This is a genomic window from Albidovulum sp., assembly GCF_008933605.1.
Taxonomy (GTDB): Bacteria; Pseudomonadota; Alphaproteobacteria; order Rhodobacterales; family Rhodobacteraceae; genus Albidovulum.
Map to the genome: position 1 here is coordinate 1 of NZ_WBUS01000208.1, position 4,289 is coordinate 4,289.

4 protein-coding genes are annotated in these 4,289 nt (G+C 68.6%); all 4 read left to right on the top strand.

Annotated features, from left to right (window positions below; all coding sequences use genetic code 11):
• The first annotated feature begins 317 nt into the window (after positions 1 to 317).
• On the top strand, positions 318 to 1,961 hold the full coding sequence (locus tag F9K34_RS17330; RefSeq protein ID WP_291338365.1) for a CTP synthase: 1,644 nt from the start codon (positions 318 to 320) through the stop codon (positions 1,959 to 1,961).
• 154 nt (positions 1,962 to 2,115) lie between these two features.
• Positions 2,116 to 2,919, top strand: coding sequence for a CPBP family intramembrane glutamic endopeptidase (locus F9K34_RS17335; protein WP_291338366.1), 804 nt, complete (start codon positions 2,116 to 2,118; stop codon positions 2,917 to 2,919).
• Between the two features lie 306 nt (positions 2,920 to 3,225).
• Entirely contained in the window at positions 3,226 to 3,669 is a 444-nt protein-coding gene (locus F9K34_RS17340) for a TerB family tellurite resistance protein (protein ID WP_291338367.1), read from the top strand.
• The coding region (locus F9K34_RS17345) for a phosphate/phosphite/phosphonate ABC transporter substrate-binding protein (RefSeq protein WP_291338368.1) at positions 3,666 to 4,289 on the top strand (624 nt) is incomplete at its 3' end. The genes F9K34_RS17340 and F9K34_RS17345, both read left to right, overlap by 4 nt.

The following is a 4,289-nucleotide window of genomic DNA, read 5'->3' on the forward strand; positions in this document are numbered from 1 at the left end:
GTCCTCGACACCGCGGGCGAGGCACCCGCCGAAGCCCCGGCCGCACCCTCCACCCCGGCGCTGCCCGAGGGCGACCTCCTGCCGCCGCCATCTACCGATGCGCCTGTGACGCCGCCGGCCGCCGACGCCCCGGCCGCACCGCCGCCCGCCAACTGAGGTACCACAACGTTTTGCCCGCGCAACCTCGCCGGGCACAACCCTTTGCGGTCCGGTTGCGGGGGGATCGCGAATCTGTTACTTCTTGACTCCCGTGATGCCGCGTTCTGTCGCGATGCGGCCAACCCAGTAACCTGAGGCACTCACGGGGAGTTCACCGCATGGCGCGCTACGTTTTCATCACCGGCGGGGTGGTCTCTTCGCTTGGCAAGGGGCTGGCCTCGGCGGCCCTCGGCGCGCTGCTCCAGGCCCGCGGCTTCTCGGTAAGGCTGCGGAAGCTCGACCCCTACCTGAACGTCGATCCCGGCACCATGTCGCCCTTCGAACACGGCGAGGTCTTCGTGACCGACGACGGGGCGGAGACCGACCTCGACCTCGGCCATTACGAACGCTTCACCGGGGTCCATGCCCGCAAGACCGACTCGATCTCCTCGGGGCGGATCTATTCCAACGTGCTGGAGAAGGAGCGCCGCGGCGACTACCTCGGCAAGACCATCCAGGTCATCCCCCACGTCACCAACGAGATCAAGGATTTCATCAGGATCGGCGACGACGAGGTCGACTTCATGCTCTGCGAGATCGGCGGCACCGTGGGCGACATCGAGGGCCTGCCCTTCTTCGAGGCGATCCGCCAGTTCGCGCAGGAACGCCCGCGCGGCCAGTGCATCTTCATGCACCTGACGCTGCTGCCCTTTCTCGCCGCATCCGGGGAGTTGAAGACCAAGCCGACGCAGCATTCGGTGAAGGAGCTTCGCTCCATCGGCCTGCAACCGGACGTGCTCGTCTGCCGCTCCGAGCACCCGATCCCCGAGAAGGAGCGGGCGAAGATCGCGCTCTTCTGCAACGTCCGCCCCGACAGCGTCATCCCGGCCTATGACCTGAACTCGATCTACGAGGCGCCCTTGGCCTACCACCGCGCCGGGCTCGACCAGGCGGTGCTCGACGCCTTCGGGATCAGCCCCGCGCCGAAGCCCAACCTCGACCGATGGGAGGACGTGATGGACCGCCTGACCCATGCCGAGGGCGAGGTGCGGGTGGCCATCGTCGGCAAGTACACCCAGCTCGAGGACGCCTACAAGTCGATCGCCGAGGCGCTGACCCACGGCGGCATGGCCAACCGGACGCGGGTGAAGGCCGAATGGATCGACGCCGAGATCTTCGAGCGCGAGGACCCCGCGCCCTGGCTCGAAAACTTCCACGCCATCCTCGTGCCCGGCGGCTTCGGCGAGCGCGGCACGGAAGGCAAGATCAAGGCCGCGCAGTTCGCCCGCGAAAAGCAGATCCCCTACCTCGGCATCTGCCTCGGCATGCAGATGGCGGTGATCGAGGCCGCGCGCAACCTCGCCGGCGTGACCCGCGCGGGGTCGGAGGAGTTTGATCACGAGAAGGGCGAGAAGCGGTTCGAGCCGGTGGTCTATCACCTCAAGGAATGGGTGCAGGGCAACCACATGGTTTCAAGGAAGGCCAGCGACGACAAGGGCGGCACCATGCGGCTCGGCGCCTATACCGCACACCTGAAGGCCGGCTCCAGGGTCGCCGGGGTCTATGGCGCGACCGAGATCGAGGAGCGCCACCGCCACCGCTACGAGGTGGACATCAAGTACCGCGAGAAGCTGGAGACCTGCGGCCTGATCTTCTCCGGCATGTCGCCCGACGGACGGCTCCCCGAGATCGTGGAATGGAAGGACCACCCCTGGTTCATCGGCGTCCAGTTCCACCCCGAGCTGAAGTCGAAACCCTTCGCGCCGCATCCCTTGTTTGCGGATTTCGTCCGGGCGGCGAAGGAGGTGGAGCGGCTGGTGTGAGGGTCAGTCGGGACGGGAACGGCGCGCCAGTTCCCAAGACCGGCGCCGCCAATTCCCTTTAAGACGGCGCGGATCGCTGCTACGCTCTCGGCCGGACTTGTTTCAGTGACCTCGTGCCTGTTTCCGTTCTAACGGCCTTCGAGGAGGTCCTGCCGTGCGGAAGATCGAACTTGGGCAAGTCGCCGTATTCTACGCTGTCGCACTCAGCCTTGCGATCGCGGTCGCTTGGCTCGGCCGGGACATGGGCGAGGCCGCGCTTGCGCTGACGATGTTCACCCCGGCCGCCGCCGTCCTTGTCATCCTGGCCCTGTTCGTCCCCGCGGGAACGCGCCGCGCCTTGGTGGGCAGCCTCGGCATCAGCAGGATCGGCCAGCGGGGCTACGCGCTTGCCGTAGGCGCGCCGGCGTTGATCTTCGGGGCAAGCCTTCTCCTCCTGCTGGCGCTAGGCGCGACCGAGCTCCGCGCCGATGCGTCCGGATCGTTGCCGCGCATCGTCGTCAGTTCGCTCGTCGGGCTGGTCATCAGCACCTTGCTCGCCCTCTTCGAGGAAATCGGCTGGCGCGGCTATCTGCTGCCAAACCTCCTGCCGCTTGGCACCCTGACCGCGATGCTCGCCGTGGGTTTTCTGCACGGCGTCTGGCATCTGCCGCTGATCCTGTTGACCGACCTCTACCACCCGAACGGCAACAGGCTCCTGGTGGTCCCGCTGTTTCTCGCCACGCTGACGCTCGCGGGGGTCTTCTATGGCTATCTCCGCTTGACGAGCGCCAGCATCTGGCCCGTCGCCATCGCCCATGCGGCGGTCAATACCTTCTGGACCCTCGCGGAAAGGCTCTCGGAAGCGACATCGCCCTTGGTCGAGGAATACGTGGGCGGGGAAAGCGGTCTTGTAATGATCGGCGGCCTTCTCGTCCTGACGGTGCTGTTGGCGGCACGGCTTGGCGGGCGAACGCCGTGAGAGGCAGCGGCAAGCGAGCTGTAGGGTGCGTGCGCGCACGCACCGTCCCGCCCCACCCAACGGTGCGTGAAATCACGCACCCTACTCCCTGACCGGAACACGGTTCTATTTTTCCACCCGATCTGTCCCGCGACAAGTCAAGACATTGCCTCGACGGCCGCGCCCGCCACCCGGGCCCGCGTCCCAACAAACCCCTGACGCCGCGCGCGCCCTGTCGGGACGGAAAACCGACGCAAACCCGACGCCTGCGGGACGGATGCGGGACGGGCTTTGCACATCGCGGCCGAAGGGCCTATATCCCCTGTCATGATCGCGCGGCTTCTCAACTCGCTCCTCGCCCCCGCTCCCGGCCGCCTGCCGGAACCCGACGCGCGGCTCGCGCTCGCCGCGCTCCTCGTGCGCCTCGCGCGGGCGGACGAGCTTTACGAGGAGGCCGAGCGGCTGAGGATCGACCGCGTGGTCGCGAGCCGCTACGGGCTCTCGCATTTCGAGGCGGCGAAGATCCGCGCCGAGGCCGAGGTGCTGGAGGCCGAGGCCCCCGATACCGTGCGCTTCACCCGCGCGCTGAAGGACGCGGTTCCGCACGAGGACCGGGTGAGCCTGATCGAGGCGATGTGGCAGGTCGCGCTGTCCGACGGGGCGCGGGACGACCGCGAGGACGCGCTCATCCGGGTGACGGCCGACCTTCTCGGCGTCAGCGACCGCGACCGCGCCATTGCCCGGCAAAACGTTGAGAACGCGAAGAAATGATCGCGAGCCTCGCGATGTACGACTGGCCGCAGGTCCACGCGGAGCACGACCGGCTCTGGTCGCTCATCCGCGACGCGCTGGCGGAGGAGGGCATCGCCGCCCCCGAACGGCTGACCCGCGACGCGAGCCTCTGGACGGTCTGGGAAAGCCCGCGCCTCCTTCTCGGCCAGACCTGCGGCATGCCCTTCCGGACACGGCTCCACGGCCGCGTCGCGCTCGTCGGCACGCCCGACTACGCGCTTCCGGGCGCGGCGCCGGGCTGGTACTACTCCGTCCTCGTCGCCCGCTCGGACGATCCCGGCGAGGCGCAGGATTTCATCGACCGGACGCTCGCCTTCAACGGCCAGGACAGCCAGTCGGGCTGGGCCGCGCCGCAGAACGAGATGGCCCGGCGCGGCCTCAGGTTCACCCATACCCGCCACACCGGCGCCCACCGCGACAGCGCCCGCGCCGTCGCCGAGGGACGCGCCGACATCGCCGCCATCGACGCCGTGAGCTGGCGGCTGCTTGAGGCGCACCACCCCGAGGTCGCCGGCCGTCTCCGCGTGGTCAGCCACACCGAGCCGACGCCCGGCCTGCCGCTCATCACCGCCGCCGGTCGCGCTCCCGCGCCGCTGGCC

What these genes read in the sequence shown, in the direction of transcription:
- F9K34_RS17340 (WP_291338367.1), top strand. Translation starts at nt 3,226, where the DNA reads ATGATCGCGCGGCTTCTCAACTCGCTCCTCGCCCCCGCTCCCGGCCGC.
- F9K34_RS17330 (WP_291338365.1), top strand. Translation starts at nt 318, where the DNA reads ATGGCGCGCTACGTTTTCATCACCGGCGGGGTGGTCTCTTCGCTTGGC.